The organism is Gluconacetobacter sacchari, assembly GCF_014174255.1.
Lineage (GTDB): Bacteria > Pseudomonadota > Alphaproteobacteria > Acetobacterales > Acetobacteraceae > Gluconacetobacter > Gluconacetobacter sacchari.
Genome location: NZ_JABEQJ010000005.1, coordinates 127,162 through 151,322 on the forward strand (window position 1 = coordinate 127,162; position 24,161 = coordinate 151,322).

General features: G+C 64.1%; 37 protein-coding genes and 1 tRNA gene. 18 read left to right on the top strand and 20 right to left on the bottom strand.

Going from position 1 to position 24,161, the window contains the following annotated elements; genetic code table 11:
• Positions 1 to 17: 17 nt before the first annotated feature.
• The 3 genes from HLH48_RS05745 to HLH48_RS05755 are packed head-to-tail and all read right to left on the bottom strand — an operon-like array spanning position 18 to position 3,696.
• Positions 18 to 629, bottom strand: a complete 612-nt coding sequence (locus HLH48_RS05745) for an SCO family protein (protein ID WP_182996535.1) — start codon at positions 627 to 629, stop codon at positions 18 to 20.
• Positions 629 to 3,442, bottom strand: coding sequence for a DNA polymerase I (gene polA, locus HLH48_RS05750; RefSeq protein WP_182996536.1), 2,814 nt, complete (start codon positions 3,440 to 3,442; stop codon positions 629 to 631). The genes HLH48_RS05745 and polA overlap by 1 nt, the downstream gene beginning before the upstream one ends.
• A 23-nt stretch (positions 3,443 to 3,465) precedes the next feature.
• On the bottom strand, positions 3,466 to 3,696 hold the full coding sequence (locus HLH48_RS05755; protein WP_114727402.1) for a zinc-finger domain-containing protein: 231 nt from the start codon (positions 3,694 to 3,696) through the stop codon (positions 3,466 to 3,468).
• A 58-nt stretch (positions 3,697 to 3,754) separates the two neighbouring features.
• Between HLH48_RS05755 and HLH48_RS05760 the strand changes: the two genes are divergently transcribed.
• Positions 3,755 to 4,837, top strand: a complete 1,083-nt coding sequence (locus HLH48_RS05760) for an alpha/beta fold hydrolase (RefSeq protein ID WP_182996537.1) — start codon at positions 3,755 to 3,757, stop codon at positions 4,835 to 4,837.
• Positions 4,838 to 4,889: 52 nt separating this feature from the next.
• Positions 4,890 to 4,966: transfer RNA gene (locus HLH48_RS05765), tRNA-Arg, on the top strand.
• A gap of 27 nt (positions 4,967 to 4,993) precedes the next feature.
• Here the strand turns inward: HLH48_RS05765 and HLH48_RS23655 are convergent.
• The 13 genes from HLH48_RS23655 to HLH48_RS05830 all read right to left on the bottom strand — a co-directional run bounded on the left by HLH48_RS23655 (position 4,994) and on the right by HLH48_RS05830 (position 11,852).
• Positions 4,994 to 6,058, bottom strand: coding sequence for a site-specific integrase (locus HLH48_RS23655; RefSeq protein WP_264812421.1), 1,065 nt, complete (start codon positions 6,056 to 6,058; stop codon positions 4,994 to 4,996).
• Positions 6,055 to 6,294: a helix-turn-helix transcriptional regulator gene (locus HLH48_RS05775; protein ID WP_182996538.1), complete on the bottom strand. Its 240-nt coding sequence runs from the start codon at positions 6,292 to 6,294 to the stop codon at positions 6,055 to 6,057. Before HLH48_RS05775 ends, HLH48_RS23655 begins: the two co-directional genes overlap by 4 nt.
• Entirely contained in the window at positions 6,284 to 6,538 is a 255-nt protein-coding gene (locus HLH48_RS05780) for a hypothetical protein (RefSeq protein WP_182996539.1), read from the bottom strand. Before HLH48_RS05780 ends, HLH48_RS05775 begins: the two co-directional genes overlap by 11 nt.
• Positions 6,531 to 7,130 (bottom strand): hypothetical protein, encoded by a 600-nt coding sequence (locus HLH48_RS05785; protein ID WP_182996540.1) that lies wholly within the window; start codon positions 7,128 to 7,130, stop codon positions 6,531 to 6,533. Before HLH48_RS05785 ends, HLH48_RS05780 begins: the two co-directional genes overlap by 8 nt.
• The gene (locus HLH48_RS23750; RefSeq protein ID WP_182996541.1) at positions 7,127 to 7,504 is read right to left on the bottom strand and encodes a LexA family protein; all 378 of its coding nucleotides are present in this window, start codon (positions 7,502 to 7,504) and stop codon (positions 7,127 to 7,129) included. The genes HLH48_RS05785 and HLH48_RS23750 overlap by 4 nt, the downstream gene beginning before the upstream one ends.
• Positions 7,501 to 7,722, bottom strand: coding sequence for a hypothetical protein (locus tag HLH48_RS05795; protein WP_182996542.1), 222 nt, complete (start codon positions 7,720 to 7,722; stop codon positions 7,501 to 7,503). Before HLH48_RS05795 ends, HLH48_RS23750 begins: the two co-directional genes overlap by 4 nt.
• Complete coding sequence (locus HLH48_RS05800; RefSeq protein ID WP_182996543.1) at positions 7,723 to 9,387, bottom strand: DNA cytosine methyltransferase; 1,665 nt, start codon at positions 9,385 to 9,387, stop codon at positions 7,723 to 7,725.
• A complete protein-coding gene (locus HLH48_RS05805) occupies positions 9,384 to 9,935 on the bottom strand; it encodes a helix-turn-helix domain-containing protein (protein ID WP_182996544.1) in 552 nt (183 codons plus the stop codon). Before HLH48_RS05805 ends, HLH48_RS05800 begins: the two co-directional genes overlap by 4 nt.
• Positions 9,936 to 10,179: 244 nt before the next feature.
• Positions 10,180 to 10,689, bottom strand: coding sequence for a hypothetical protein (locus HLH48_RS05810; protein ID WP_182996545.1), 510 nt, complete (start codon positions 10,687 to 10,689; stop codon positions 10,180 to 10,182).
• Between the two features lie 112 nt (positions 10,690 to 10,801).
• Positions 10,802 to 11,062: a hypothetical protein gene (locus tag HLH48_RS05815; RefSeq protein ID WP_182996546.1), complete on the bottom strand. Its 261-nt coding sequence runs from the start codon at positions 11,060 to 11,062 to the stop codon at positions 10,802 to 10,804.
• Positions 11,063 to 11,074: 12 nt separating this feature from the next.
• Positions 11,075 to 11,308 (bottom strand): hypothetical protein, encoded by a 234-nt coding sequence (locus tag HLH48_RS05820; RefSeq protein ID WP_182996547.1) that lies wholly within the window; start codon positions 11,306 to 11,308, stop codon positions 11,075 to 11,077.
• Complete coding sequence (locus tag HLH48_RS05825) at positions 11,305 to 11,604, bottom strand: hypothetical protein (RefSeq protein ID WP_182996548.1); 300 nt, start codon at positions 11,602 to 11,604, stop codon at positions 11,305 to 11,307. The genes HLH48_RS05820 and HLH48_RS05825 overlap by 4 nt, the downstream gene beginning before the upstream one ends.
• On the bottom strand, positions 11,604 to 11,852 hold the full coding sequence (locus HLH48_RS05830; RefSeq protein WP_182996549.1) for a hypothetical protein: 249 nt from the start codon (positions 11,850 to 11,852) through the stop codon (positions 11,604 to 11,606). The genes HLH48_RS05825 and HLH48_RS05830 overlap by 1 nt, the downstream gene beginning before the upstream one ends.
• A 43-nt stretch (positions 11,853 to 11,895) precedes the next feature.
• On the opposite strand from HLH48_RS05830, the gene HLH48_RS05835 reads away from it, so the two are divergent.
• Positions 11,896 to 12,147, top strand: a complete 252-nt coding sequence (locus HLH48_RS05835; RefSeq protein WP_182996550.1) for a hypothetical protein — start codon at positions 11,896 to 11,898, stop codon at positions 12,145 to 12,147.
• Here the strand turns inward: HLH48_RS05835 and HLH48_RS05840 are convergent.
• The 4 genes from HLH48_RS05840 to HLH48_RS05855 all read right to left on the bottom strand — a co-directional run bounded on the left by HLH48_RS05840 (position 12,126) and on the right by HLH48_RS05855 (position 13,923).
• A complete protein-coding gene (locus HLH48_RS05840) occupies positions 12,126 to 12,488 on the bottom strand; it encodes a hypothetical protein (protein ID WP_182996551.1) in 363 nt (120 codons plus the stop codon). The genes HLH48_RS05835 and HLH48_RS05840 overlap by 22 nt on opposite strands.
• 65 nt (positions 12,489 to 12,553) lie before the next feature.
• Positions 12,554 to 12,901 (bottom strand): hypothetical protein, encoded by a 348-nt coding sequence (locus HLH48_RS05845; protein WP_182996552.1) that lies wholly within the window; start codon positions 12,899 to 12,901, stop codon positions 12,554 to 12,556.
• An 88-nt stretch (positions 12,902 to 12,989) separates the two neighbouring features.
• Entirely contained in the window at positions 12,990 to 13,274 is a 285-nt protein-coding gene (locus HLH48_RS05850) for a hypothetical protein (protein ID WP_182996553.1), read from the bottom strand.
• Between the two features lie 31 nt (positions 13,275 to 13,305).
• Positions 13,306 to 13,923 (bottom strand): S24 family peptidase, encoded by a 618-nt coding sequence (locus HLH48_RS05855; protein WP_182996554.1) that lies wholly within the window; start codon positions 13,921 to 13,923, stop codon positions 13,306 to 13,308.
• A gap of 103 nt (positions 13,924 to 14,026) precedes the next feature.
• Between HLH48_RS05855 and HLH48_RS23755 the strand changes: the two genes are divergently transcribed.
• The 15 genes from HLH48_RS23755 to HLH48_RS05925 all read left to right on the top strand — a co-directional run bounded on the left by HLH48_RS23755 (position 14,027) and on the right by HLH48_RS05925 (position 24,143).
• Positions 14,027 to 14,263, top strand: a complete 237-nt coding sequence (locus HLH48_RS23755) for a carph-isopro domain-containing protein (protein ID WP_373320204.1) — start codon at positions 14,027 to 14,029, stop codon at positions 14,261 to 14,263.
• Positions 14,260 to 14,601 (top strand): hypothetical protein, encoded by a 342-nt coding sequence (locus HLH48_RS05860; RefSeq protein WP_182996555.1) that lies wholly within the window; start codon positions 14,260 to 14,262, stop codon positions 14,599 to 14,601. Before HLH48_RS23755 ends, HLH48_RS05860 begins: the two co-directional genes overlap by 4 nt.
• Positions 14,598 to 15,266, top strand: coding sequence for a hypothetical protein (locus HLH48_RS05865; protein ID WP_182996556.1), 669 nt, complete (start codon positions 14,598 to 14,600; stop codon positions 15,264 to 15,266). The genes HLH48_RS05860 and HLH48_RS05865 overlap by 4 nt, the downstream gene beginning before the upstream one ends.
• Before the next feature lie 320 nt (positions 15,267 to 15,586).
• Positions 15,587 to 15,874 (top strand): hypothetical protein, encoded by a 288-nt coding sequence (locus HLH48_RS05870; RefSeq protein ID WP_264812424.1) that lies wholly within the window; start codon positions 15,587 to 15,589, stop codon positions 15,872 to 15,874.
• Positions 15,871 to 16,131 (top strand): hypothetical protein, encoded by a 261-nt coding sequence (locus tag HLH48_RS05875; RefSeq protein ID WP_182996557.1) that lies wholly within the window; start codon positions 15,871 to 15,873, stop codon positions 16,129 to 16,131. The genes HLH48_RS05870 and HLH48_RS05875 overlap by 4 nt, the downstream gene beginning before the upstream one ends.
• 51 nt (positions 16,132 to 16,182) lie before the next feature.
• The gene (locus HLH48_RS05880; RefSeq protein WP_182996558.1) at positions 16,183 to 16,344 is read left to right on the top strand and encodes a hypothetical protein; all 162 of its coding nucleotides are present in this window, start codon (positions 16,183 to 16,185) and stop codon (positions 16,342 to 16,344) included.
• 44 nt (positions 16,345 to 16,388) lie between these two features.
• Positions 16,389 to 16,685, top strand: coding sequence for a hypothetical protein (locus HLH48_RS05885; RefSeq protein ID WP_182996559.1), 297 nt, complete (start codon positions 16,389 to 16,391; stop codon positions 16,683 to 16,685).
• Positions 16,675 to 17,124 (top strand): hypothetical protein, encoded by a 450-nt coding sequence (locus HLH48_RS05890; RefSeq protein WP_182996560.1) that lies wholly within the window; start codon positions 16,675 to 16,677, stop codon positions 17,122 to 17,124. Before HLH48_RS05885 ends, HLH48_RS05890 begins: the two co-directional genes overlap by 11 nt.
• Complete coding sequence (locus HLH48_RS05895; RefSeq protein ID WP_182996561.1) at positions 17,121 to 18,665, top strand: replicative DNA helicase; 1,545 nt, start codon at positions 17,121 to 17,123, stop codon at positions 18,663 to 18,665. Before HLH48_RS05890 ends, HLH48_RS05895 begins: the two co-directional genes overlap by 4 nt.
• Position 18,666: 1 nt before the next feature.
• Positions 18,667 to 18,954 (top strand): hypothetical protein, encoded by a 288-nt coding sequence (locus HLH48_RS05900; protein WP_182996562.1) that lies wholly within the window; start codon positions 18,667 to 18,669, stop codon positions 18,952 to 18,954.
• 1 nt (position 18,955) lies between these two features.
• Positions 18,956 to 19,912 (top strand): hypothetical protein, encoded by a 957-nt coding sequence (locus HLH48_RS05905; RefSeq protein WP_182996563.1) that lies wholly within the window; start codon positions 18,956 to 18,958, stop codon positions 19,910 to 19,912.
• Positions 19,909 to 20,403 (top strand): DUF6362 family protein, encoded by a 495-nt coding sequence (locus HLH48_RS05910; protein WP_182996564.1) that lies wholly within the window; start codon positions 19,909 to 19,911, stop codon positions 20,401 to 20,403. The genes HLH48_RS05905 and HLH48_RS05910 overlap by 4 nt, the downstream gene beginning before the upstream one ends.
• 268 nt (positions 20,404 to 20,671) lie before the next feature.
• Positions 20,672 to 21,289: a terminase small subunit gene (locus tag HLH48_RS05915; RefSeq protein WP_343065390.1), complete on the top strand. Its 618-nt coding sequence runs from the start codon at positions 20,672 to 20,674 to the stop codon at positions 21,287 to 21,289.
• On the top strand, positions 21,255 to 23,369 hold the full coding sequence (locus HLH48_RS05920; protein ID WP_182996565.1) for a terminase gpA endonuclease subunit: 2,115 nt from the start codon (positions 21,255 to 21,257) through the stop codon (positions 23,367 to 23,369). Before HLH48_RS05915 ends, HLH48_RS05920 begins: the two co-directional genes overlap by 35 nt.
• Before the next feature lie 21 nt (positions 23,370 to 23,390).
• Positions 23,391 to 24,143: a hypothetical protein gene (locus tag HLH48_RS05925; RefSeq protein WP_182996566.1), complete on the top strand. Its 753-nt coding sequence runs from the start codon at positions 23,391 to 23,393 to the stop codon at positions 24,141 to 24,143.
• Positions 24,144 to 24,161: the final 18 nt, after the last annotated feature.

Genomic DNA, 24,161 nt, shown 5'->3' on the forward strand with positions numbered 1-24,161 from the left:
GGATGGCCGGCCGCCACCTACCGCGCCGCCATCAGATCATTCAGGCGCTTCGCGATCTCTTCGGCCGAGGCATCGGACTGGATGGTCCCGGCATATCGCCCTTCGGGCGACATGATGACGATGCGCGGCGACGGCTCCATGCTGTAATCACCATCCTTGCCCTCATGGCGGACATAGGGCGCATGATATTCGGCGGTCACTGCCCGAAGCATGTTCGGCGCGCCGGTCATCGCGAAGATCCGCGGCCCGAACCGCAGCGTATAGGCCCGCATCGCCTCGGCCGTATCGCGCATCGGGTCCAGCGAGATGAACAGCGGCGCCACCTTGCGGTAGCGCGGGCCCAGCAGGTCCATCGCCCCGGCCATCGCTTTCAACGTCGCGCCGCATTGCGTATCGGGACAATGGGTATAGCCGAAATAGACCAGCATCCAGCGGCCCCGGAAATCGCTGTCCGACACCGCGCCCTCGGCCGCGCTGACCAGCCGGAACGACCCGCCGACCTCGTTGCCATAAGTGGACAGCATCGGCCCCGCCCGCTCCATCGCGCGATAGCCGCCATATCCTCCGGCAGCCGACAGGGCGACGATGATCGCCCCGATCGCCAACCGGCGCTTGTCCCGTTCCTGCATCAGTGTGCGTCCGCCCAGTTCGTTCCGGTTCCGGTCTCCACCACCAGCTTCACCGACAGCTCGGCGGCGGATTCCATGACCTGTTTCACGAGGCCGGACAGATCGCCCTCCTGGCCCTGCCGTACCTCGAACACAAGTTCGTCATGGACCTGAAGCAGCAGCCGTCCGTCAAGCCCGGCATCGGCCACCGCGCGCGGCAGGCGCACCATCGCGCGCTTGATGATGTCGGCAGCACCACCCTGCAACGGCGCATTGATCGCCTGGCGTTCGGCATAGGACCGACGGGCCGCGTTGCGGTCGCTGATGCCCGGCACCCAGCAGCGCCGGCCGAACGGCGTGGTGACATAACCGTTGGCCTTCGCCTCTTCCTTCATCCGGTCCATATAGTCGCGGATCCCCGGATAGCGCGCGAAATAGGCGTCGATATAGGACCGCGCCTCGCCCGGCGAAATCCCGAGCTGCCGCCCCAGCCCGAAGGCGCTGATACCGTAGATGATACCGAAATTGATCGCCTTGGCCCGCCGCCGCGTCAGCGCGTCCATCCCCTCGATCGGCAGGCCGAAAACCTCGGACGCCGTGCGGGCATGAATATCCTGCCCCAGCGCAAAGGCTTCGCGCAGCGCGGGAATGTTGGCCACGTGGGCCAGCAGCCGCAGTTCGATCTGCGAATAATCCGCCGACAACAGCACGCAACCCGGCGCCGCGACGAAGGCGCGGCGGATGCGGCCGCCTTCCTCGGTGCGGATGGGAATATTCTGTAGGTTCGGCTCGTTGGACGACAGGCGCCCCGTCGAGGTGATGGCCATCTGGAACGAGGTATGCACCCGCTCCGTCCCCGGATCGGCCTGCCCGACCAGCGCGTCGGCATAGGTCGATTTCAACTTGGCCAACTGCCGCCACGACAGGATGCGCGCCGGCAGGTCGTGCCCCTGGTCGGCCAGATCCTGCAACACCGACGAATCGGTGCCCCAGGCGCCCGATTTCATCCGCTTGCCGCCGGGCAGTCCCATTTCGTCGAACAGGATTTCGCCCAGTTGCTTGGGCGAGCCGACATTGAACGACCGGCCGGCCAGACGGTGGATGTCCTCCTCCATCTCCCCCATTCGCCCTGCGAAATCCGCCGACAGGCGCCGCAATTCGGTCACATCGACCGCGATGCCCGCCCGCTCCATGTCGGCCAGCACCGCCACCAGCGGCCGTTCCAGTTCCTCGTACAGCGCCAGCGCACGGTTGGGCCGCAATGTCGGATGCAGCACCAGCCACAGCCGCAGCGTCACGTCCGTATCCTCGGCCGCGTAAGCCGTGGCCCGCGCCACATCGACCCGCGCGAAGGGCACGCGGTTGCGCCCGGTCCCCGTCACCTCGTCATACGAAATCGGCGTATGACCCAGATACAGCCGCGACAATTCGTCCATGCCCTGCCCATGCCGCCCGGCATACTGGGCGTAGGCGATCAACATGGTGTCGTCGATCGGCGCCGGCTGCGGCGCGCCGGCGCGGGTCAGCACCAGCAGGTCGAACTTGGCGTTCTGAAAGATCTTCAATACCGACGGGTCGACGAACAGCGGCCCCAGGATCTCCAGTGCGACGGCGACCGGCATCTGGAGACCGACGGGGTCCTCATCCTCCACCTCCTCCGGCAGAAGCTGCGCCTGGGCCGGCGCCCCTTCATGCGCCAGCGGGATATAGCAGGCCCGCCCCGGCGCCACCGCCAGCGAGATCCCGACCAGCCCGGCGCGCAGCGGGTCCAGCCCATCGGTCTCGGTATCGACGGCGCAGAACCCGACCCGCCGCGCCTCGGCGACCCATTCCGTCAACGCCTCCGCCGTCCGCACGGTCTCATAAGGACCAAAAGCCGCCCGATCGGGCGCGGCCGGTGCCGTATCCGCGGACGAGCCAGCCGCCGGTGGCGGCGCATGCCGGGCCACCCCAACGGCCGCCGCCGTTTCCTTCAACCCCATCCGATGCACCAGCGAGCGGAAGCCCATCCGCCCCAGCCACGCCCCCAGCCGTTCCTCATCCGGCGCGCGGCAGACCAGTTCCTCCAGCGCCAGCGGGCAGGGCGCATCCTCGCGCAGCGTCACCAGTTCGCGCGACAGGCGGGCACGCTCGGCATGTTCGATCAGATTATCGCGCCGCTTCGACGCCTTCATCGCGGGGGCCGCCGCCAGGATCGCATCCAGCGAGCCGAATTCCGCGATCAGGGCCGACGCGGTCCTGGGCCCGATCCCCGGCACGCCCGGCACGTTATCCACCGAATCGCCGATCAGCGCCTGCACGTCGATCACCTTGTCGGGCGTCACGCCGAATTTAGCCTCGACCTCCGCCGGCCCGATCGGCTTCTGGCGGATCGGATCCTGCATCTCCACGCCCGGCCGAATCAACTGCATCAGGTCCTTGTCGGACGAAACGATGGTACAACGCCCACCGGCGTCGGTCACGCGCCGCGCATAGGCCGCGATCAGATCGTCCGCCTCCCAACCCGCCTCCTCGATCCCAGGCACGCCAAAGGCCGCGGTCGCGTCCCGCACCAGGGCGAATTGCGGGCGCAGATCCTCGGGCGGCTCCGGCCGGTGAGCCTTGTACTGGTCATAGAGGTCGTTGCGGAAGGTCAGCCGCCCCGCATCGAAAATCACCGCCAGATGCGTGCCCGCATGGTCGCGCAGCAGGCGCGCCAACATGTTGGTAAAGCCGAAGACGGCATTGACCGGCGTGCCGTCGGGCGCGGTCATCGGCGGCAAGGCATGGAAGGCACGAAAGATGAACCCCGACCCGTCAACGAGGATCAGGTGAATCGGGGCGTCGCCGGACATGGGGCCTGACATCGGGGGGCGGATCAGTGCGCGCTGTCTTCCCCGGCATCCGGACTCAGCACGAACAGGCGCGAGCAATAGGGGCAGAAGGTCTGATGACCCGCGATACGCAGCCACACGCGCGGATGGCCCAGCGCCCCCAGCCCACCGTCGCAGGACAGGACCCGCGATTGCACGATCACCGTCTCGACATGACCGAGGCGCGGATGGGGTACCGGATCGCCGGATTGGGCCGGAAGGGTCTGGACCTGCATATGTTCGCTCCGCCTCGTGATGATGGCCCTGTCGGCCGGTGGTCAGGATGGACGGGGGATGATACGCAGGATCACCGTGCTTTCAAACCTCCGCCTGTCACGCCTGCGCTATCTGACCCCCTTCCTGCTGCTGGCGGGGTGCGCCATGCGGGACCCGCCGGCGCCCCGGCCGCCAGCCATATGGGCGGCGGACGGCCGACTGGTGCCGCCCGACACGGTCCTGCGCCTGCCCGACGGCACCCGCGTCCCCACCCGGATCTGGCCCGCCCGCGGGCGGGTCCGGGCGGTCATGCTGGCACTGCATGGATTCGACGACAGCCGCGATGCATGGGAATTCGCGGCCCCCGCGCTCGTGGCACAAGGCATCACGCTCTACGCCCCCGATCTACGCGGCTTCGGCGGGATGGCCGATCGCGGCCTATGGGCCGGGACGGACCAGATGGTCGCGGATGCGCGGAACGAGGCCCTGCAAATCGCCCGCCGCCACCCCGGCGTGCCGCTCTATCTCATGGGCGAGAGCATGGGCGGCGCGATCCTGACATGCCTGATGGCCCGCCCGGACGCGCCACCGGTGGCGGGCACCATCCTGTTGGCCCCGGCGGTCTGGAAGCTGGGCGCCGTCCCCGAGACGGTGCTGCGCCTGCTGGCCGCGACGGCCCCCGACTGGCGCCTGACGGGCCACGAACTGCCGGTCCACGTCGTGGCGGGCGACGACATGGCGGCGATGCGGCGACTCTATTTCGACCCGCTGACCCTGCGCGCCAGCCGGATGCGCGCCGTCGCGGGCCTCGCTGCCCTGATGCGCCAGGCCGCGGAAGCCGCCCCACGCCTGCACGGCCCGACCATGGTCATCTATGGCGGGCACGACCAGCTTGTCCCCCCGCCCGCAATGGCCGCCCTGTGGCGCAACCTCCCGCCCGGCACGCGCCGCGATTACATTCCGCAGGGCTATCACCTGCTCCTGCGCGGCCGCAGCAGACAGGCCGCCACCGCCGACATCGCGCAATGGATCACCGACCCCGACCGCCCCCTGCCCTCGGGGGGCGACATCGCCGCGGCCGCATGGCAGGCCCTGCCCCATGACGGCAGCGACGCGCCACTTCCGATCCTCGCCCCCCTGGAGGCCCTGCCCGGCAAATAATTACCCGGCGGGACTGGCGTCCCGAAACGGTTCGGGGTATGGAGGCCTCACTGGACCCGTAGCTCAGCTGGATAGAGCGTCGCCCTCCGAAGGCGAAGGTCGAAGGTTCGAATCCTTTCGGGTCCGCCATTCCGTAAAATTAAATAGGCATATCATCTATTTAGATGGAAGTTTGCCATTCTTTTTTTTGAGTTTGCCAATTCCATCCAATCTGGACATGGCAATCTCGGCAAGCTGCACCTGCTCGACCGCCCGGGTATAACGCTCCACCTCAGCCAGTGACCGGTGTCCGGTAATCGATGCGATCTGGTGTGGCGTGCATCCCGCTTCCGCCAGCCGTCTGGCGGCAGCCTTGCGCAATCCATGCGGGCTGCACCCCGCCGGCAGCCCTGCCCCTTCGCACCATCCGATAAACTGGTTGTAAAATCCGTTCACGGAAAACGCGCGGCCCCGCTCCGTGATTAGGAACGTCGCAGCCACCTGATCCTGTATCGCATTCAGCTCGACCCGAAGCGCCGGATGAATCGGAATCTGTAGTTCGGCTCCAGTCTTAATCTGATTTACCCGTATCCTCTCGCCCGTCACCGCACGCGGTCCCATTGCCACGACGTCACTGCGGCGCTGTCCTGTATAAAGCAGAAGCGCCAATGCCAGGCGGGGCCGCGACCCTGACGGCCAGTGCGTTTCGAATTGCGCGATTTCAGCGTCGGTCCAGGAGTGAATGCCTTTGCTCTTGATGCGCAGCCGCTTGATGCCCACGCTCGGGTCCGTATCCCTCCATCCAATATCAATCGCAAACTGCATCAGCGTGCCCCATAGCCGCAGCATGCGATTCGCCGTCGTAGGGCTATTGGACTGTTCGCGCACCAGGTAGCGCACATTGGCGGCCTCCATGCCGGCTACCGGCAGCTCGCCATATTCCGCTGATCTCATGCGTTCGAGCAGGCGGCGATAAACCGCCTTCGTGCTGTCTTTCAACGCCGCAAATTCCGCAGTCTGGTACCAGCGGCTGATCAGGTCGGACACGCTGCCGGACGGCGCGCGTTGCGTCCGTTCCTTCCGGGGCTCACTCGCCATGAGCCCATAATATGCCGTCATGAAATCGGGGCTGGACGGATCGGGAAGCGGACGCTGCTTCTCGCCGGGCCGCCTCAAATAATACCGTATTTTCCCGTAGCGGTCAGTAAATCTATGAACGTATTTCAGCCTGATAACAGTCACTTAAACTTATCCCACGGGTTCGCGAGCGTCGGTGTCGGCGCAATGCCGGCCTGATGGTCGAGCCAGCGATCGAGGTCCTCGCGCAGATAGGCCTTTCGACGTTGACCAAGCTTGATCGAACGGATTGCCGTCGCAACCAGGCTGCGAAATCCGCTGACCGAAAGGGATAGGTAGCGCGCCGCATCCTTCTCGGAGAGCGCTCGGGGAGTAATGGTGACGACCACGTCACGTCCCATCAGCGCCTCCTGTGGCTCCGCGATCGCGCCGAGGCACCGTCAGATACCCCGTCAGCTCCAGCACGCGCTCACCGTCGCGCACAACCAGGCGCCCAACGTGGGCAATCGCACAGCCACTGATAGTCTCGCGGGTGGCGCCGACGTAGTTTCCCCGTCCGTCACCGTGCAGGCGCGTCGTGTAGACCGCCTTGCCAATCACCAGGTCGGACAGACAGGGATGGGCCAGCATCGGGTGGTCAGCCATTGCCCCGGCCCTCCCGGTCCATGGCCGCGTCGATGGCCGCCACGCACTCCGCCTCCGTTGCGAAAACGAAGTTTCTGGTGCCGTCATGGAAGCCCCAAATATTCGGGCCCATGAATGCTGTCTCCATTTGGACTGGCACGAACGGATCGCAGCGCTCTATCACGACTTCGGCGCTGTCCGCGCTGCCTTCTGGGTCAGCCGCCTCCCAGAACATATCGGCCTTCAGGCCGCCGCTGATATCCCGATCCGTGCGGCCGTCCGGCGCCTGGGGTATGGCAGAGAGGGTGGCTGCGACATTGTCCGGCAGCGTCCGTTCGGGCGAATGATCCTCCCCGCGCAATCCTGCCTCGGCAACGTCCAGTGCAAAGCACGGACGTTCCCATGCTGGATATTGTTTACAATCCGCGACCAGAAGCTCCAGCGCCTCCCGCAACCGCTCGTTCTCGGCCCGGAGTTCTGCCGTGGCCAGCCTGCTGATCCCCGCGAACCAGCCATCTGCCAACGCCGACCGCTCCCGGCCGTCGCGGACGATCTGCGCCAGTGAGCCCATGATGTCGCTGCGGATCTCTTCCCGCGTCCCGTGGTGGGTCATACTTTCCTCCAACGGATCGGGGCATTATGCGATCGGGTGATGATCCCCTTGCGCTCCAATGCTCTGAGATGTCCCCACACGGTGCTGGTGGAAACGCCAAGGCTATGGGCCACCTGATCCGTACGCGGGTCGAAGCCTCCCGAACTCGGCATAACGACGCCCAGAATCCGCCTCTGGGTCGCCGTCAGCTTTGGATGCCGGGCCGTAGAGCCTCTTTCGCCGGAGGGGATAGCCTGGCAGAGCGGGCCAATGCCGAACAGCGCATGTGCCTCATCCCGTGACAGATGAATGCCGACGCCTGCTGATGCTGCAAACTGGCCCCGCCGGATCGCAGCCTCAGCAACGGATTCCCATTCTGTGGTTCCGCTGCTCATTCCTTCACCCCTGCAAAATGAGCCACCGCCGCGCGCACAACGAACAGATCATCGTTGGTGGAGATCATCGCCTCATGAGGCAGCGCCTCGGGCGCGCGCACGATGATCGTGACTTTCGCATCGGGGCGCATCCCGACTTTGATGGAGGTCACATGCGTATCGAGCATCGCAAAAAAGGCCGCTCTATGCGTGTCGTTGACTGGTTGTCCCATCATCATTCACTCCGCAGCGATCACCGCCGCCCGATCGAGGGCAGTGACGCGGTTTGCCTGGGCCAGCAGGGTGGCCATTCGTTTGGGAACGCTGTTGCCGATCAGGCGCATGCTCTCCGATTTGGTGAGCTGCCGGCGCTTGCCGTCGATCTCGATCCAGTCCGGCAGCGTCAGTTCATGCGCAGCGGCCGCCTCGGACGGTGCCAGCATCCGCATCCGGATATCGGTCAGCGCGTACGGCTGGCCTTGCATCTGGACGGTGACAACGCCGAAGCGGGCCAGGGTCGTCAGAGAGTGCAGAGGATCATCCGCGCCTTGGGCGACGCCGCCCTGCCCGTAATATTTGGTTAGAAACGCCGCTACGGCCGCGACATGGTTGCCGCCGGCAGACAGGGTCGGCACCGGCTCCCGAATATCTGCGGCCGTGCTGGTGCCGCGCAATTTCGCCAAGCTGGCCGCCGCGATGTATTTTTGCGTGCCGCGCGTCACCAGCGTCGAAAGCGGCTGGTCCATGCCGGCACCGATCACGCCCTCCGCCACGGTAAAATTGTGCTGGACCATCCAGGCAGCGACCAGGGACATCTCCCCCCGGTGCGCGGTCGTGATGGTCGGCAGCGGAGCGCGAAGGTCATTGCCCCGCTGGGCGCCATGATGGGTTAGCGGCATCGTGAACGCTGGCGCCACGACAGCGAACCCGCCGCCGCGCTCGGTCGTGATCGTCCGCAGCGGCTCAAGGCCATCGTGCGCCGTAATATTCGATGAATGACAGACCGGGACGATGAACGGCCGAGGCGATTCCAAGACGAATTTCCGCAGACCGACGGCGATCCGGTGATTGGTGTTCGCCGCCAGAGGCTTCGTCCGGTCGAAAATCGACTGCATCGGGATCGACCAGTCGATGATGGTGTACGTGCCGACCCATGGCCGCAGGCCGAGAGCCTTGGCTTTGTCCATGGGTGCATGCGTCTGCTCCGGCCATTCGATCGGCTGGCCGTCTCGCCGTGCAACTGCAAACCAGCGCCGCCGCTGTGTCGGAATTTTGTAATCGGCGCAGCACAGATCCCGGTCCTGGTAATCCCTCATCAGCCGCTTGATGTGCGCGACGAACGCCCGGTAGGTCCGGCCGAGATAGCGCTTGTCGCGAACGAGCTGCTGCTGGTGACGCGGCACGCGCTCGCCACGTTTGGCCACGGTGCCGTCCAGCTTCAGGACGCGCCCCGTCACTTTGTCCCGTTTGGCGATCAGCGGCCCCCAGCCACGGATTTCCCGGACATTCTCCATCATGATGATCAGAGGCTTGGTTTTCCCGGCCCAGCGACAGACCTGCCACGGCAGAGATCGGACCCGTGCCGATCGCGGCGCGCCGCCCTTGGCCACCGAATGGTCACGGCAATCCGGCGACGCCCAGAGGACGTTCACGGGCCGCCCGCCGGTCGCGACCAGCGGGTCCACGTCGAAGATGTCGCCGGCGACATGCCGGGTGTGGGGGAACAGCGCCGCGTGCGCAGCCAGCGCCACCGGATCGTGGTTGTTGGCGACGTGGACCGGCAGGCCTGCATCCTCCAGCCCCGCGCAGGCGCCGCCGAGGCCGGCGAACAGCACGACGTTGATGGCAGTGTCTAGGCTCCACTGCATCGGCGTCAGGCGGCCGATTGGGGCGAGCACGTTCATGCCGCTTCTCCCCAATTCTTTGCATTTTCTGCAAGAATCTCGTGCATCGCACGAGGCAGGGCGCCAAGAACCGACAAGACATCAAGCAACTGCGCCAGGCGAGGCTGACGCAGGGCCGCCTCCCAGTCCTTTACGCTATCAGTTCTGACTCCGACCGCCCGAGCCAGATCCTGCTGGCTCATGCCGCTTCTCCCGCGCTCCCGGCGTAGCATCGCAGCGATCGAGCACGTCAGCGCGACCTCGCGCCCCGGCTCCAACCGATTGGCCACCTGTGCCGGCGGTGTCTCCGATGCCTGTTCGTCCGCTGTCCCCAACCCGACTGCGTCCAACAAAAACCGCTGCGCTTTTTCAAGAGGCGTCCAAAATGCGTCGGGCGTCATAAGCTCCCGGTCGTCACCGTCTTCCGTCACCGCAACACAGGTCCAGCCTTGGCTACGGTCCTCTTTGTCTTCCCACAGGATCAGTGCGCCCGCGCGCTTGCCGTCCACGATCAGCGTTATCTCGTCGCCAGCTTCGGACGGCACCCAGGCATATCGCTGCTTGGTCATGCTGCCGCTCCCAACTGCTCACGACGGATGGCTGGCCGATGACGGTTCAGCCTCTTCCAAGGCCATAGACCGCCCCGCGCCCAGGCCTGTCGCGCGTCACCGTCACACCCGGCGCAAATCGCCAGGGACTCGACGACGCGGAATGTGAAAATATCCTGTCCACCGCTCCAGGTGGTGCGAATCCAGCCCCGGCCTGCGCAGTCGCGGCAGGCACGCAGGGAGATGATAATGGCGAGCCAGCAGGTCATGATGCCACCCGCTCGGCCAGCATTGCATCCCGATCGCGCCAAACCGGTGATCCGTCGTGGATATACCGCTGCATGGTCTCGACCATTCCGGCCATGTCGGGATGGCGGGTCGCCGTGCAGTCCCCACGTTCCCGACGATGGAACATGATTTCGACGTGCCTGAACGTCCGTGCGGAAATCGAAACGCGGATGCAGCACTCATGGGCGAGGAAGACCAGCTTGCTCAAGGCTGCACTGTCGAAGGTGGCGAGTTCGCGCCTCCATGCGACAACCAGCCACTGGTCACCGCCCCATTCGATAGTTTCCCAACTGATTGGCGCATTGTAGATGCCGTCGCCAACAATGCCGAGGATCTGCATGCAGGTTGCCTGGAACGGGTTGAGCTTGTCAGGTGCCCCACCCCATCCCTTGCGGCAGTCCTTGCGCGGCTTGCGCGTCATCATGCTCTTTGCCGCAGCGATGTTGCTTTCGACCCAGGCCGCGTGGTCCATCGTGGCGTAGCTCATGATAGCCCCCACAGGACCGTCACGGTGACGGCCAGCCAGAACAGCATGCCGGCACAGATCGCGATCAGGATCGCACGGAACGGACCGGCATCCGGCCTTTCGGTACCGCTCATCATACCCGCCCGGTCTGCGCCGGCGACGGCGGAATGCCCAGCTCCGGCCAGTCGACCGCCTGCAGCAGGATGTTTTCCGCGATGAGCTGAAAATCATCGGCGTTCTTCGTGAGCTGCTTCGCCTGGGCAGTCCTGCCCGCCCGCGCATCCTGTGACGCCTGGGCGCGCAGGTTCCGCGCAGTGCGCAGGGTCCAGTCGACTCTTTGCTGAAGCTCCGGAATGCAGCGCCTATACAAAACCGCAGCAGGAATGATCTGCATTGTTCGATTTCCTCAGTGCAACAAGGGATCGGGAGTGCCGTCCATTCGCGCCTGGCGCGTGGCAACGAAGTCGCGCAGACGCCGGGCCTGAACCCGTGCCACTTTGGCGTCAGCCGGGCAGGCTTCCTCCATCTCGTCCGCGTCGCGCTCCAGCGCCGTCGCGCCGGCTAGGATGTCGGCGTTATCGGTCGGCGGATCGCCCAGGACGATATCGACCAGCAATTCGATTTCTTCGGCGAAGGTCATCCTGCGCTCCCCCATGTCCGTGGCGGTCGGGGTGGAGGATCGGGTATCGGACGGTTGCATGCGGGCGACGGTGCCGCGCTACCTCCCGGTCGTCTGGCAATCTCATTGCGGATCGCGGTGCGGGCGAGGATGAACGATCGCTCCAGGTCGAGAAGCGCCATCTCGCCATGCGGGCCAGCATCCATCACCAGGCCGAGGGCGCGATCGGCCAGGGCCAGCAGCGCGGCTTGCGTGGCCAGTTCGACGCGGGGGATCGTTACGGTTTCCGGCGCGGGGCTGGGGCGGCGTGCGCCCATCACAGCACCGCCCCTAAAGCCATCACGGCGTTCGCCTCGATCGTCAGCGCGCTATCCAGCGCGGCCATTTCGCGGCGGAACTGGCGGCGGGTTTCGGGCGTGATGAGGATGTTTTCGGGGGTGGCCGTCAGCAGGATGGCCAGCGTGCGGCTGTTATGCCAGCGCGTGGCGATCGCGGCCGACAGGTGGTTGCGGCAATGGGTGGCCGCTGGGGCGCCGTAGGGGGCGCCATTGTCATGGAGAGGCATTGAATCCATCATTCATCCCCTAGAATTTATGAAGAGAGACAAGATGTTTCGTCATGAAGAGCCATCCGAGGCCGTGCGCCTGGAGTTGATCCGCGCGGCCACGCGCCTGACGGAAAAGCATCTGGAAATGCGGGAGCGCCTGCTGCCACTTCAGCCGCCGGAGCAGCAGAGCATCCAACGTCTTGAGCTCTGGGCAGCGAGCTACATGACGACGATCTGGAGCAGTATTCTCGACCAGTTGGAACGTGAGTGGCATAGCCACGTCCAAGGAGATCATTGGCCGTACGAGCCCTGACCTGCGCTCACAGGCAGAGAGGCGATCGCCTCGCGCACGAAGCTGTCCATCTCGTGGAGATTGGCAACCAGGCCAAAGCGGGCATGGCCGGGAACGACCGCCCGCGCTACAGCGTGAACGACCAGGAATTTCGCTTCCGTGCGGCAAGCCGTACGGCTCTGCGCGGCATCAAGCCAGCCACGGACCTGTTTCGCATTGCCTCGGGCATCCGAGGCGCCCGTCAGGGACGCGACAATCAGCAGCAGATCAGTGCGGGCAAGCGCGAGGCCGTGGCGACAGGGCAGCAGGCTATCTGCCGGGTGCCTGTCGCCATAAGGCGTCTGAGTGGGGTGGGTGAGCAAGGGATCCTCCATCGCGGGGTGCGGCGGCGGACATCCCGGCACAGAATCTGTGCCGGGATCGTCAATCAGCGAAGGTTGTCGGGAATGCGGACCAGGGACGCTTCATCGAACCAGCGAGGATCGAGACCCCCTCCGCTATCCCCGACCCGGGGCGACAGCAGGACGCTTGGAGAACTGGTCAGATAGGTCGCATGACCGGTCGCAATCCCCGTGAATCCGGTGATGCGGTCGCGATAGGTCAGGCCGAGGCAGACAGGCTCACTGGGGGAGAGATCCGAGGCGCGTACGGGCGCTTCCGAAGCGGCCGCATCGACCTCTGTTGTGGCGACCTTCGCCGGGTGCGCCGTAACGACGGCCGCAGCCGGTTTTCCGGCTGAGGCAGATTGGGAACGTTTGGTAGGGCGAAGTGACATGAAAACCTCCATCGCGGGGTGCGATGGAGGGGATCATCGTTACTTTTTCGAAAATCGCAACACTAAAATTTCGAAAATCGAAATTCCTTTAATTCGGCAGTTTCAGGCGGCGCCAAGTGATCTGATTTCTAAAGGCAACAGATGCGAGCACCATGGCCCCGAACATCGCGCCAAGTCCCCACCCCAGCGCATTAAGCAGGGAAGTTCCCTCGTGATTGGCTAGCACGCCGGCGCCGACGGCAGCGACGATGCCCCATCCTTTCATCGCGTCCTGTTGGATCCCCACAACGCGCTCCGCATGGCATCCCGTACAAACGGTCGCGCCGGCAGGTACGATTGTATGGCAAAAGGGGCATTTCTCTTCCGGCAGCATCTCAAAATATCCTACGACGATATTTAACGTTCTAAACCATATGAAAATCTATTGGAGCAACCCAATCGATATCAGCATCAACTATTGGCTCAACGGTCGGATTCACAGAAACCAAAGTAAATCTATCTTGAGATGTTCCTTTGTATATTGTCTTAAGCAAGAGTTGACCATTTGTTAAGCTAACGACGACGTCGCATCCGAGAAATTTCAGGGGCACGCTCTTAATACCGGGCGTCCTGATACCGACTTTCTCGCCAGGCTTATATCGCGGGAGCATCGAGTCACCTTTTATGGTGAGAAGAAGTCCAGGGTAGAAAAAAAATGGCACCCTCACCGGTTCATTGGCGAGCTCGGCATCTCCATTTTCGTAAAAGACGACCCGATCTGCCGCCGCTACATAGCCAGAAATTGGCATCTCCTGCTCGGGCCTGGGCTTCATTCCGAGGGCGGCCATAATATTAGATGGAGATTCCCGCAATTTCTCGGAAAATAGATTTATCTCTTCCGGTTGAACCCTACGGATTCCCTTAATTATATTGGTAATTTTTACGGATGTCAGCCCCACATCCGTCGCGAATGCTCCTTGGCTCTTATAGCCAGCACGCTCGATTGCGGTACGAAACCATGATTTGTCTACCGGACTGCTCATGCTGCTAAAGTATTCCTCGCGAGTTTGTCCTGTCTCTCGCGTTTTTCGAAATTCGAAACGCTCCCTCTTGCTTTAGGCGTTTCGATTATCGTAACGTGCGCGCATGGAGACGACCCGAACTGGTGACCGAAACAACCTCCCGTGGCGCATTGCTCGCGCATTCGGGGGCATTGCTCCAATGGCTGCGGCTCTGGGGCATCGCGGCCACACCACCGTCTATGGGTGGTGCAAATCGGGGAGAATCCCTCCGTGGCGATGGCACGAGATACATTCCACCGCTACGCGCTTGAGCATTGAGTTGCCCGCCGACTGCGCGCCGCGGGAAGGCGTCGCAGCATGACGGCCCGCGATACGTCGGACTGGGACGAAATCATCGATCAGCGGCGCATAGAGGTCGAGGCGTTCCAGGCACGCCGGGTCGGTGAGAACGCGGAAGGTGAGCAGAGCATGATCGTCACCCCAATTCTTGGCCTGGAGCATGGGCTCTCTACTCTTGAGATTCACCGCGCCTCACTTGGCCGACAAAATACGAAAGCGCCCCGATCGCCTTGCGCGCGTCGAAATCATTCATGGGTCATTCCTCTGGCTGTTTTGTCGTGTCTCGGATGGGCGGTGATACGTCGTGACGTGTTCCGTGTGCGTCGGATTGCCCAGAAAGCGGAAGAGGGCGCGGCATGATGATGACGAACACCATGCGCGCGCGAGTGCGCGAGCGGGCGTTGGCGTGTGCGATGCAATTGCGAACCGGTGCGACCTGCGCACCGGCGGATGCCGCCGCGCAGATCGTCGCGGCGGCTAGGATTTTCGCGGAATATCTATCGGGTGGCACGCTTCCCGTCGACGACCTCGACCGCATCTGCGTACAGGTCGAGGATTTCCTCGCGCGTGAACCGGGCCCCGTTTCGCCCCGAAACGGATGCTTCGAGGATCTCGGCATAAACGAGACGGATGAGCCCCTCTCTGGTGAGCGCGAGTTCCGCGTCAGCGGGCGGGTTGAAGGCCATGATGAATCGTCTCCTGGTTGTGTGAACGACAGCAGGATGGACGATGACGACGGCGCTGTCAGCGCGCCGTCGTCGCCCCCCGAGTTTCGCGACTGCGCTACATTTGCTCCCGAGCGGCTCTCGGCCGAATTCCTGAATACGCAAATCTCGAAGGGGCCTCTGACGGCATTCCTCGCGTTTGCGTCGATGTTGACAACGGAAAATTCCTTCCAGCAGGCGGAGTTTGCCCTGCGCTGTGCGATCGATGGCCGCGTTCGCATCGCGTTGATGCAGGCGGGAGCGATTCCGTTGCAGCCCGAGTTGGTGGTGACGTCGTCTCCGGATGGAGATCCGGTATGAACGAAGTGGCCGCAATTTCCAGCCGGACTGCTGACAGTCGGGCCCCGGCCGTTGGCGGTTTCGCGTGATGGTTGGCGGGATGCGTCCCTTCCGCGATGTCCTGGCGGACGCGCTGTCCGCGATCGACGCCGGGCGCCAGATCAGTGGCACCCGCACGTCCGTGTGTCGCTGTGCAATGTCCGGGTGCCCCGCTCCTCCCTGCCGTTTCTGTTCCCGACCTGACAATCGGGACAATGGCAGAGAGGGCGCCCAAGATGTTGGGTATTTCGTCCAAGCGCGTGGGTATTTCACCCAAGGGCGGATCGCCGGAGAGACGTCCGGTGTCCGGTAGCGTCTACCAGGAAGAATTCTGCGGGGCGATCCGGGCTGAAGTCGAGGCACGGCGCGGTCGCGGCCTGAAGGGCGCGTTTGCTGAGGCGGCGCGCTTCTTTGGCCTGACTGAACGACGGGTGCGCGCGGCATGGCATGGCGAGATCCGCTCGGTATCGGCGCAGGAACTGCTGGCGGTGCGCGCCCATCGCGTCGCTGCGCTGCGGGGCCGCCATGAGGAGATAGCGCGCGAGATCGCCGGATTGGCTCTGGAACTGGGCTGTGAGGACATAGCGTGACGGGCGAGCTGTGCATCCTGCTGGCCGGCACGGCGCCATGCGCGCTGCTGGTCTATGTCTGCGCGCCGGCGCGCCTTCGGGCGCGCGTGCGTCTGGTCGGGGCATGGGTCGTGCTCGAATATCGGGTTGCCCGATATGACTGGAGCGTACGGCGGCTAGACGCGCGGAAAGCGCGCGCCCTGGCGTTCGTAGAGGATTTGCGGCGACGCGAGGCCATTCTGGCCCGGCGTAGCCGGGAGTGGTTCGGGGGCGTGTGACGCTGCGGGCGTCGCGCCCGCGCTCGCGCCCCCTCATCGTGTGAGGGAAAGATGGCCCAGCAGATTGATTGGCAGCGGCTCAGTCCTGTGGTGTCGCGCCTGGTGCGCGACGGAGTATCGCCGGCGCGGATTGCAGCGCAGCTCGGGCTGTCGCGTGGCGCGGTGCGTGGGTTCATCGAGCGGCAGGCGCCCGAAATCGCCGAGGCGGCGTGATGCCCAGGGGAATTCCTCGTGATTGGCGGTGGATTGATCCGCAATTGCCTGGACTGATGCGTGGCGGGTTCACGGATAACGAGATCGCGGCGCGTTTCGCGCTGCCGTTTTCGACAATCTATGGGCGAATCACCAAGCTGGGTCTCGGGCACTTGCGGGTGCGGCGCCTCGGCGGTCCAAGAGCGCGCCAGAAAGTCGGCGCGCAAAAGCCGCTGGCGGACACGCCGAAGAGTAGCCCGAGCATTACGGTTCGCGTGGTCTCGTCGGGAACGACCTATGCGCGTGAGGGCCGGATGACCTTGCCGCCCGGCTGGGGCGGGAGTTTCGGCCATGCCCGATGACCTGCTTTCACTCCGGGAATTTTATTCGGAACTGAATAAGGACATTCGCGAAGCGGGCAGCGTGTCGGCGTTCGCACAGCGTTGCGACCTGCCTGTGCAGGTGGTCGCGAACATTCAGTCGGCGCGCCGCATGGGCAATGCCGCCAGCCTCGCTGCCATGGGCTGGCAATTGGTCGCGCGCTTTCAGCGCATCGCGCGGGATGCGGCGGGTGATACCGACTGCCCGTGGCTGTCGCTCCGGGAATTTTATTCAGAACTGAATAGTGCCGTCCGCAACGCGGGCGGCATCACCGATTACGCGCGCGGCCATCTGCTGTCGCCGCAGGCCGTATCCAACATTCAATCCGGCGCGCGGAACGGATCTGACGCATCTCTGGCCCTCATGGGTTGGCGCCGCGTCTACCGGTATCGCCGCATCGCGCGGGAGCAGTCCGTATGAACCACATCCCCTCCCCTACGCATTCGCCGTTTGGGGGCGTTCTGCGCGAGCGGCCGGCAAATGTGGCGGCCGAGACGGCGCTGCTGGGTGGTCTCTTGATGAATAGCGTCAAGGGTCTGCCGCTGGTCGAGGACCTCGTAGAGCCGGAGCATTTTTATGTTCCGTTGAATGGCCAGATCTACGGCGAAATTCGGCGGCTGGTTCAGGCCGGCGGGGTCGCGGACCCGCCCGTCGTCGCGCCGAAATTTCGGCATCACGATGCCCTGAACGGCGAGGATATCGGGCAGGTTCTGGCCGGGTTGCTATCGGCCTTTGTTGGCCTGCCCTGCCTGCCGGATTACGCGCGCGCGGTGCGCGAGGCCTGGCTCATGCGGTCGATTTTCGACGTGTGTGTTGAGGCGGGCGACCTGTGCAGCCGGCCCGGCCAGAAAAGTGCCGAGGACGTCCGGGACTATGTCGAGAACGGGCTGCTGCGGATCGCCCAGGGGTGCGGCGAGAGCCAGCCGGTCGTGCAGATCGGGGCGGCGGTCGGCCAGGCGATCCAGAACGCGCGCGCGGCCGCCGAGCGGCAAGACGGGCTGGCGGGCGTGACCTGGGGCTATCGCGGGATGGACCGCATGACCGGCGGGCTGCATCGATCGGACCTCACGCTGCTTGGCGCGCGACCCGCCATGGGCAAGACGGCCTTGGGCCTGGGCATCGCGGCGCGGTCGGCGGCGGCAGGAAATAGCGTTCTGTTCTGGTCGGGAGAGATGCGGGCGGCGCAGTTGGGCGCTCGCGCTGGTGCCGCCTGGGCGGGGATCTCCACGCTCTCGGTGTTCACGGGCCGCAGGTACGACGTGGACGAGGAAATCGCTGACGGGCCGCGTCCAGTGCTGGAAGATTATCACTGGCGCGCGCTGGCCGAAGGCGAGCGGGCCGCATCGGATCTGCCGTTATTCATCGACGACCGGCCGGGGATCACGGTCGCGCAGCTGCGCGCGCGGGCCCGGCGCATGAAACGCCAGAAGCGCGGCCTTGATCTGATCGTGGCGGATTATGTCGGGCTGCTGCGCGCATCGGAGACCACGCGCCGCTTCGGGCTACGGGAGGCGATGACCGAAATCAGCGCCGACCTGAAAAATCTCGCTGCCGAATTGGAAATTCCCATTCTCGCTCTGGCGCAGTTGAGCCGCGAGGCGGCCAAACGCGACGACAAGCGCCCCGAGCTGACAGATCTGCGCGAGACGGGGGCCCTGGAGCAGGACGCGGCGACGGTCGTTTTCCTGCATCGCGAGCATTACTACCTGGAAAAGGCGATTTCCGGCGACGAAATCCCGCGACGCATGAACGAGAGCGAAGAGGTCTATCGCGCGCGGTGCGAGGATCTGGTGCGGCGCGCCCATGAGAGCAAGGGCAAAGCCGAGCTGATCCTGGCCAAGAACCGGCATGGCCCGACGGGACTCTGCCGCATGCAATTCGACAACACCACCACCTGGTTCCGGGACGCGGGCGAAGACCCTCGTTCCGCCGCCTGGGTGAATACCGGTCCGGAGTTCTGACATGTCGGCTGCAAGACAACGTCCCGGACGGCACGCGCGGGCGGTCATGGGGGATACGCGATGGCGGGTGCTGCCGCTGGCGGCCCGCGCGCTCTGGATCGACCTCTGCGATGTGGCGGACACGCTGCCGTATCTGCGCGCACCCTCCCGCGCCCGATACGCGAGGGCGGACGAGATCGCCCGGCTTGTCGGAGCCGACGCGGGCGGCGTCGACGGCGCAATTCTTCATCTGGTCACAACCGGCATCCTGGAGCCCTACCAGGATGGCTTTCGGCTCAAGGCATACTGACATGGCGCGATCCGCATCAATCGAACGGCGCATGCTCGCCATGGCCGCCACCGATATCCGCTTGATGGAGCTGGGCGACACGCTGGCGATGCTGTGGGTGCGCCTGGTGGCGTTCGTGATCGAGTGCGGCACGGACGGGTTGTTCGTTGCCGGTTGTGACGGCAACCCGACCCTCGCGGGCCTCGCCGAGTTCCGGTTCCGCCTCAGCGAAACCCAGCTGAAAACCTACCTGGAAACCTACGCGGAAACCCGTCTGATAACCTGGGACGAAACCCACGGCGTGATCGGCCTGCCCGCCACGCTGATGCCTTCGCGGCGCGCGGCCGCGTCCCGTGAGAACGGGAAAAAGGGCGGAAGGCCGCCAAAAAACTCCAACCTGATACCCCGCAATGATCCGCGTCAACGCCACGCGATCATGCCCTTTTCCGGAGGCCTGAGCATGCGAAACGAAACCCAGCAGGAAACCCAAGACGCCTCGCGCACGCGTATAGCTAAGCTAGAAGCTAATAATAGCTCTGAAGCTATAGCTAGCCTTGTCGTCAGTGATGCTGATTTTCACCGTATCGGCCGGGCCGCGCTGGACGCCGCCGGTTTCGATCCGGCGCGATCGCTTGCAGACTATGGCATCGTGCGCCAGTGGCTGGCAGATGCGGCAAAGGCCGGGCTCACGGTTGACCAGGCCGAACGGGCGATCCTGTCGACGGTCCAATCTGCGGCGCAACGTGCCGCGGCGAGCGGGAAAACCGTGCGTTCGCTGCTGTATTTCAAAAACTCTGTGCCTGAGGCGATCGCGCGGCGGGACATGCCAGCGCCGGTGCTGTCGTCGGCGATGGACTATGAAGCCGATGCCCGGTTCCGCGAAGCGCATAAGGCGTGGGTGCGAGCAGCGAAGAATGGCGACCTTCAGCCGCAGCCGCGCCGCGAAGATTTCCTGGCCAAAGCTCGGAGCGCGGCATGATGCGACCAGCCTCGCTCGGAGACGGGCTGTCGTGGGCAGACGTGATTTCCCGCCGGCTGTTCGAGGCCGGTTGCACGCTGGCGGTTCTGCCCATGCACGGACTTCGGCCGGCCAACGTCCGCGTGGCGTGGCCGGAGATGGTGGCCGATGCGGATGCGAGCTGGATCGATGCGATGCCGGACGATAGCGGCCGCATGCCGCGCCCCACGGCAAAGGCCATCGCCCGGATGGACGAAGCGCTGGGGTGGCTGGCGCTGATCGGTAATGAGCGAGCGAACTGGCGCCGGTCCATTTGCCTGCGCCTGGTGGTCCATCCGATCTCACATCGCCATCGCTGGGCGTGGCGCGCAGTGGGGCGCAAGCTGGGCGTCGACCACAAGACGGCCCAGTCGTGGCACGAGCGGGGTGTGAGCGCGATCACGAGAAAAATTGCATGCCCTGATTTTTCCGCTTCCCAAATTCCCCAAAAAGCCATAGAGGAATTTATATGATGAGGCGGCGTGCATCCAACGGGGTGCGCGCCGTTTTTCGTCGGGGGATTGCGACGAAGGTTGAGGGCAGCCTAGGGTCGCGCCTGCCCTCGCGAGCCATGCGCGAACCGCATGCTCTCGGTCTTCTAGACCCCCCCCATGCATATCTCTTGGGTCCCTCTCGGAGGGGTCCCCTACCGGGAGCTATTCGCACCCCGGTCAGACAGACTCTTTTATAAAATTTATCAACGGGTTGGTGTTTCTGTTGGTGTTGTTGTCGGAGGTCAGTGTGGATCAGTCAGATCTGCCCAGCGCACCGACGGTCAACAAGCGCAAGATGGCCAGCCTGCTGCGCATATCGCTGCCGACGCTTACTAACTGGCTGGACCGGTGGCCGGAATTTCCGGTTGCGGCCGGCGGCCGAAACGGCGTCGCTTACGCGTTCGATCCTGCTGCTGTCTTCGCGTTCCTGTCGGAGCGCAAACGAGAAGAAGCCGAACACGATGCAAGTCGCGACGAAGAGCTGATGAAGCTCCAGTTGTCGTTCGACGCACTGTGGCCTGCTGCTGACCCTGATCCCGCGCCATCCTCGCGGATCCCCGTCAAGGAACAGATCGACCTGGCGCGCCTGCGCGACCTGCAAATGAAGCAGGCTGAACGGGCAGGAAAGCTGGTGAACGCCGAAGAGGTCATGGACCTGTTCGTCGGCGCCATGTCACGCCTCTCGCGCGATATGGGGACATTCTTACGCCAACTGGGCCGCGATCAGGGCTGGCCGGACGCCATGGTCCGCCAAGCCGAAACACGATTTGCCGAAATGCAGCGCCAGGCAGTCGCCGGCGCGCTGAAATCATTGGAGCCAGATCCCGCTGATGACGGAGGTGCCCAGCTTCGCCTCGCTGACTGAGGTTCAGTTCGCTGACCCGCGCGCGATCGTCGCGCGCGCCCTGCGGGAGTTCCTGCCCGCCGAGCGGATCGATGTCGCCGATTATGCTGCGGCGGAACGTTATCTGAACAATCGCGGGGGCGGCTTCGTCGGGAAATGGAGTCACGACGAGGCGCCCTATCTGATCGGACCGATGCAGTCCCTGACGAGCCGGATGCATCTGACAACTGCCATTGTCGGTCCAGGACGGTCGGGAAAAACCACTGTGGGGCAGAACTGGATGCTCCAGTCCGTCGGCAACGATCCGGCGGATATGCTGGTTTATGGCGCGACCGAAGGCATGATCGAGGCTTACGTCAAAGCCGAAGTCGAGCCGATGATTGATCTGCATGCCGTTCTTGCGCAGGCGTTGGGTAAGAAACCCAAAGATCGCTCCATGGCGTTCAAGAATTTTCGGTCGATGTGGGTGCAATTTCTGGTCGCAACATACAATAACCTGATCAATAAATCTGCCGGACGGATCATTATTACGGAACTGGACGCCTGCGACAGTAAAGACGGCGACCCGTTCAAGCTTGCCGACCTGCGGCGCCAGACATTCGGCTACGAATCCATGGTGTTGGCCGAAAGTCATCCGGACCAGGCCGATGGGCTGGCTCCGGAGAAATGGACGTCCGGGATCATGCGGCTTTACGCCGATAGCGACCGGCGCATCTGGTATTGGCCTTGCCCGTACTGCAACGGCTTCTCGTCCCCGAACCCGACCGGTGCGCGGGTCATGACACTGGACTGGCCCGACGACGCGCCACTAGACGAAATCCGTGACGCGGCCCGGATGACGTGCCCCTGCTGCGGGGTGCTGATCGAGGACAAATGGCGACGCGCCATGAATCGCGACGGGGTATGGGTCGGCCTGGGCCAGACGATCAGCGTCGAGGGCGACGTAACGGGTGAACTGATCCCGACCGATACGGCCGGGTTCTGGATCACGGGCATGATGTCGCCCTTCGTGATCGGCGGCATTGGCGGCCTGGCGCGCGCCATGGCGGAAGCCCGAAGGGCTGTCGAGCGCGGAGACGAAGACGCCGAACAGAACCTCAAGGACGTCACCGTCAAGCGGTGGGGTCTGCCCTTTGATCCCCCCTCGGCGGCTGCCCAATTGGACAGCACCGTCCTGGCCGACCGCGCGGAAAGCGACCTGATGCTGGGCATCGTGCCGCATGGCACCAGGTTCCTCACGGAATCTGTCGATGTCCAGGCCGGGCGCTTCGAACGGCTGACGCGCGCCTGGGGAGCAGAAGGCGAAAGTTGGATCATCGACTATCAGATCATCGTGGCGGATCCGGCGACTTCGGCGCGTGATTGGGACGAGATGATCGATGAGGCCTTATCGCGCCAATATCCGCTGGCCGATGACCCCACGCGCGGCATGCGCGTCATGGCCCTGGGCTATGACAGCGGCGGTGAGCCGGGTGTCACTCTCCAGGCATATGAGGCATGGCGCAGGGCGAAACGTCGGAACGTCGCGCGGAAATATGGTGTGATCGGCGGCCGGGAAGCATGGAGCCTTCTGCCTCTCAAGGGGACAGGGAGGCTGGATGCGCCATCAATCACGATCTCCTATCCGGACAGCCAGCGGAAGGACCGGATGGCGGGCGCACGGGGCGAAATTCCGCTGGGTGTGTTCAATTCCAACCGCTTGAAAGATGATCTTCATGCGTCCCTTTTGAGCATCGATCCGGGCTCGCCCATCATCCATTTCCCCGCAGCGCTGCGGGCCTCGGCTCCTCCGCATCCGTTTTTTGAACAGATCGTTGCGGAAAATCGAGGTCGCGACGGGAAATGGGCGAAGAAAACGGCTTCGTCTCGAAATGAGGTCCTGGACATGCTCACAATGACGACCGTCATGGCCAGAATCATGGGGTTGAACCGCATCGAATGGGACCGACCGCCTGCCTGGGCCGCACGGTGGGACACGAATTCCATGGTGAAGCCGATAGTCGTCAATCCGGTCAAGTCGCCGGGGGCGCCTCTGGTGGCCGAGGTGCCAGCACGTGCCCCCCGCCCCTCTACGGCCGGCCGCAGCCGGTGGGCCACATAGCGGAAAAAGGGGCCACATCCAATGGCGCTGGACCTGCGAGTATCTTTGGACAAAGGAAGTCTTCAGAAGGATCTGGCCAAGTTATCACAAGGCGAGATTCGGACAGCCACCGCATTTGCCATGAACATGCTTGCCGCCAACGGGAAAGCAGCGGTCGTGGACCGGATGAAGGAGGCGTTCGATCGACCAAATAACTTCACGCTAAATGGCTTTTTCGTTCGGCCGGCAACGTCGGAGACTCTCACGGCCTGGGTTGCCAGCAAGGATTTCGCGCCCAACGGGAGGCCCGCGATCAAATATCTCGGCCCCCAGATCCACGGTGGCGCGCGCGACATGAAACGGTCTGAAAAGGCTCTTTCTCGAATTTCCGGAGGCCAATACTGGCTGCCGGGCCCAGGTGCCCCCCTCGATCAACACGGCAACATCCGCCCGGGCGAGATGACGCGCATTTTGTCGAGGCTCGGCCTCATGAACGATGCATCATCGAACATGACTGATAAGACGGCTCGGCGGCTGGGCCGCCAGGGCAAGGTCGCGAAGGGGCAGCGCAGCGAATATTTCGTGGGCCGCGAGCGCGGGAACGGGCGTCCGAAAGGAATCTACAAGCTTGTCGGGCCGGGGAAGGTTTCGGCGGTACTGATCTTCACCCCGCGCGCACCCACTTACCGTGTCCGCCTACCGGTCGAACAGATCGTCCAGCAGGCGTTCAATGCGCGACAGGACCGGGTCGTAGCAGCGGCGCTCCGTCGGGTGCTGCGCCAGAGAGGACTTTGATGGCCAAATCCGTTTTCC